General features: G+C 68.6%; 4 protein-coding genes and 1 pseudogene. 2 read left to right on the top strand and 3 right to left on the bottom strand.

The genetic code is table 11. The features are described 5' to 3' along the window. The first annotated feature begins 113 nt into the window (after positions 1-113). On the top strand, positions 114-1,001 hold the full coding sequence (locus AB0M65_RS40485) for a helix-turn-helix domain-containing protein (RefSeq protein WP_364040861.1): 888 nt from the start codon (positions 114-116) through the stop codon (positions 999-1,001). Between the two features lie 78 nt (positions 1,002-1,079). Here the strand turns inward: AB0M65_RS40485 and AB0M65_RS40480 are convergent. Continuing rightward, positions 1,080-1,510, bottom strand: a pseudogene (locus AB0M65_RS40480) (Tn3 family transposase). A gap of 276 nt (positions 1,511-1,786) precedes the next feature. Further along, positions 1,787-2,071, bottom strand: a complete 285-nt coding sequence (locus AB0M65_RS40475) for a hypothetical protein (RefSeq protein ID WP_364040858.1) — start codon at positions 2,069-2,071, stop codon at positions 1,787-1,789. Positions 2,072-2,295: 224 nt separating this feature from the next. Between AB0M65_RS40475 and AB0M65_RS40470 the strand changes: the two genes are divergently transcribed. Next, a complete protein-coding gene (locus AB0M65_RS40470) occupies positions 2,296-3,066 on the top strand; it encodes an SGNH/GDSL hydrolase family protein (RefSeq protein ID WP_364040855.1) in 771 nt (256 codons plus the stop codon). On the opposite strand, the gene AB0M65_RS40465 is transcribed toward AB0M65_RS40470, so the two are convergent. Beyond that, on the bottom strand, positions 3,057-3,629 hold the full coding sequence (locus tag AB0M65_RS40465) for a TetR/AcrR family transcriptional regulator (protein ID WP_364040852.1): 573 nt from the start codon (positions 3,627-3,629) through the stop codon (positions 3,057-3,059). The genes AB0M65_RS40470 and AB0M65_RS40465 overlap by 10 nt on opposite strands. Between the last annotated feature and the right edge of the window lie 154 nt (positions 3,630-3,783).

Here is a 3,783-nt window from a genome sequence, read left to right as displayed (position 1 = left end):
CCCAATCTCCTTTTTTTGTTTGCGGTGTTGGGCTCTCTTCTGGGCCCCATCCCTTCCTCCCGCGCCCCCCCCCCGCCGCTCCCCCCGCCCCACGGCCGAAGGCTGTGAGAGACGTGAGCGCGAAGAACCCGCACCTCGAAGAGCTCGGCCAGTTCCTGAAGACCCGCCGCAGCGAACTCAACCCCGCCGACCTCGGTCTCCCCCCGGGGGACCCTGGATCCCGCCGCGTGTCCGGACTGCGGCGCGAAGAGGTCGCGGCGCGGGTGGCGATCAGCCAGGATTACTACGCCCGCATCGAGCAAGGGCGACTCGCGCCCTCTGAGCCCGTCCTCGAAGCCATCGCCGACGCGCTACGTCTCACACCCGACCAGCGCTCCTATGCCGAAAACCTCGCCCGGCAGGCCGAACGGCGGACCCCGCCGGGGCGCCGCTCGACACCCGCGCGCCCGCAGATCCAACGCCTCCTGGACCAGCTGACCGACACGCCGGCGTTCGTGCTGGGTAAGTACCTCGACATCCTCGCCTGGAACCCGCTGGCCGCCGCCCTCCTGCTCGACGTCGACACGAAGCCTCCCAAGGAGCGCAACTACATCCGGATGCTGTTCACCGACCCTCGGATGAAGGACTTTTACGATGACTGGGGGGCCATGGCCCGCGCCGGCGTCGCGCTGCTGCGCATGCAGGCCGCCGACAATCCCATCGATCCCCGGCTCGCATCCCTGGTCGGCGAGCTGTCGCTCACGAGCCCGCAGTTCCGCCAGTGGTGGGCCGCCCGCCACGTCGCCCGCGACGACTTCGGCACCAAGACCATCCACCACCCCGACCTCGGTGACCTCACCCTCGACTGGGACGCCTTCCACTGGGCCGGAGATCCCGATCAGCAACTGATCACCTGGTCGGCACCGCCCGGATCACCCACCCAGGAGAAGTTCCGCCTCCTCGGCTCCTGGATCGCGGTCGCACCGGCCCGCGATGGCACTGAAAAACGGGCCGGAGCGTGACCCTGAGCACGCGTCTGCGGCCTCCGGCGCCTCGCCGTCCTCCAGCCATGCAGCCGCAACTACAACAACTGCCGGCACTCACCCTTTGAGCCAGGTGATGCCCTCTTTGAAGCCGGAGTACTTCGGCGACGGCGCCGCGCTGACCGTACGGACCGGGACGACGAACCGCGGCCCGTCCACCGAGGCCAGCAGGCCCTTGCTCCAGAACTTCACGATGGGCACGGCGGCCTGGGCCTCGATGAGCCGCACGTTCGCCGCGGCGATGGTCCCGGCGCGCGGGTAGTACTGGTCGACGTGCACGAGCCGGGCCGGGTCATGGCTTCGTAGCCGGGCTTGACCACCGGGGCGAGGTCGATGCTGCACGCCTCCGACACCAGCAGCGCGACGACCGAGGTGGACAGGTCCTTCATCCGGGTGGTGCCGTCGCCGAGGTGCACGAAGGCATCGAGGAAGCCGGTCCAGGCGTTCACCTCGAACAGCAGGTCCGGCAGGTCGACCTTCGGGAGCATGTTCTCCACCCGGCCCCGCAGCCAGGCCAGGGACCTCGATTCGCCGAGTGCGCCGAGCTTGTCGACGTGCAGCTTCACCCGCCCGTCGTCCTGCACGTCGATGTGCCCGACCCAGTTCAGTGCCGGGTGAAGCTTGACCGCTGAGTTCAGCAGAATCACGAAGCTCTGGTCGCGGCCAGGTGCACCCGATCGGTTAATCTGCGCCACATGACAGGTCGGGAAACGGGACACGTGCGCGGCAGCCTCGACCTGAGGTCGTTGCCTGCGCTGACGCTGCTACCAGGACACGAACTCATCTAGATGCCGTTGACCGTCGGCGACCCCGCCTTCCCCGACGACACCCAGCCCCGTGCGTGGCTCCGCCGTCGAGACCAGCAGCGGCTCGACGGAGCCGGTCGACCTCTGCGCGCGGCCGGGCGCGCGAGAGCGGTTTGGGCTGCGGGTGCGGGCGAGGCCAGCGAACGGGTCGCCGGTGATCCGGCCGCGGTCGCGGCAGAACGCGGTGAAGGTGGCTATCGCGTCGCGCTTGGCGTTAAACGTCGCCGGCGCCGCGCTCCCCACACCGCGGTAACCGCGTCGCGCAGCGCGGCCGACAGTTGCCCCTTAATCGTGTTTTGCCCGGTGAGGTATCCAGACCGGCCGCGAACGGTCAGCAGGTGCGCGGCCCCTGCAGCGAGCAAGCTGACATAGCAATACCCACTGCGCAGTGGGCCCTGAGCTTTCTCGACCACACTGGGTAAGTAGCATCTGCAAGGTATGTCGTCACCGATTTGGGGATCTATCCCGTGCTTTGTACTACTAGCAACCGCTTAGTTTGTCTCGGCGATTCCTTCACCGAGGGGGTGGGCGACGAGGACCCGTCGTCCCCGAACGGCGTCCGAGGCTGGGCCGACCGCGTCGCGGGCCAGCTCGCGGGCAACCACCCTGACTTCCGCTACGCCAACCTCGCGATCCGCGGCAAACTTCTCGGCCAGGTCGTCACCGAGCAGCTCGACCCGGCGCTCACGCTGAACCCGGACATCGTGACGCTGTACGCCGGTGGCAACGATCTGATGCGGCCGAAGGTTGACATCGACGCCCTCCTCGACGACTACGACGTCGCGGTCGGCAAGGTCGTCGCCACCGGCGCGCGAGTCGTCCTCTTCACCGGCGTCGACGGTGTCGAAGACGCGCTGTTCCGCCGGATCCGGGGCCGCGTCGCGATCTACAACGAGCACGTCCGCGGTATCGCCACGCGGCACGGGGCGCTGCTCGTGGACATGTGGGCGATGCGTCAGTTGCGGGACCGGCGGCTGTGGGCGCCCGATCGCCTGCACCTGAACTCGTTGGGACACAACGAAATCGCCATCGCCGTACTCGACGCCCTCGGCGAACCGCACAAGCTGACGCCTGCCGAACTCGGACCGCGGCCGTTGCTCAGCCCACAGGCTCGGCGCACCGAGAACCTCCAATGGGGCAAGGAACACGCCGTACCGTGGATCAAGCGCCGTCTACGGGGCGAGTCCTCGGGCGACGCGCTCGCGCCGAAGCGGCCGACGATGGATCCCTACGCCTGACGCGGCCGGAGCCCGTCGAAGAGGATGCAGACCGTCCGGGTCCGCAACTCGGGCCCGGCGTGCTCCGCCGCCTTCGCCGTCCCGATGATCACCGGGATCAGCTCGTCGACGCCGAGATCCTTGCGGACGTCGCCGGTGTCCTGCGCGCGGCTGAGGAGTACGCCGAGCGCGTCCTTCAGCCGGACGCCGATGACCGACCCGGCCGACGGGACGCTGACACCGGCCGCGGACAGGGCCTCGAAGTAGGCGTTCTTGGCGCCCGCCATCTCGATCCAGCCGATCAGGAACCCGAAGAACGCGGCACCCGGGTCGGGCGATTCGGCGGCCACGGTGGCTTCCGCTTCGTCGACGAAGCGATGAAGACGCGCATAGAGAACCGCCTCCAACAGGGCTTCCTTCGTCGGGAAATGCCGGAACACCGTGCCGACCCCGACGCCTGCTTCGCGGGCGACCTCCTCGGTCGGCGCACTGGTGCCCTTGGCCGTGAAGACGCGCTCCGCAGCCTCCAACACCCTGGTCCGGTTTCGGCGGGCATCGGCTCGGAGCGGTTTCTCGTCCGTCACAAGCGGGGATCCTAGCCCCGGGGTCAACGGCCGATCCGGCGACTGGGTCGTGAGTGTTTTGGGTCGCTACGACCATGAGCGTCTTAGGTAGGATCGCCGCGCCAGCAGGCCTGCGGCCCGCGCGTGAAGGACTCCTTCCCTCGGCTGAGCCGAG

It is taken from the genome of Amycolatopsis sp. NPDC051071 (assembly GCF_040682875.1).
In the GTDB taxonomy this organism is placed as follows: Bacteria; Actinomycetota; Actinomycetes; order Mycobacteriales; family Pseudonocardiaceae; genus Amycolatopsis.
Note: the sequence above shows the minus strand (reverse complement) of the source record. Positions and strands in the feature narration are given on the sequence as shown.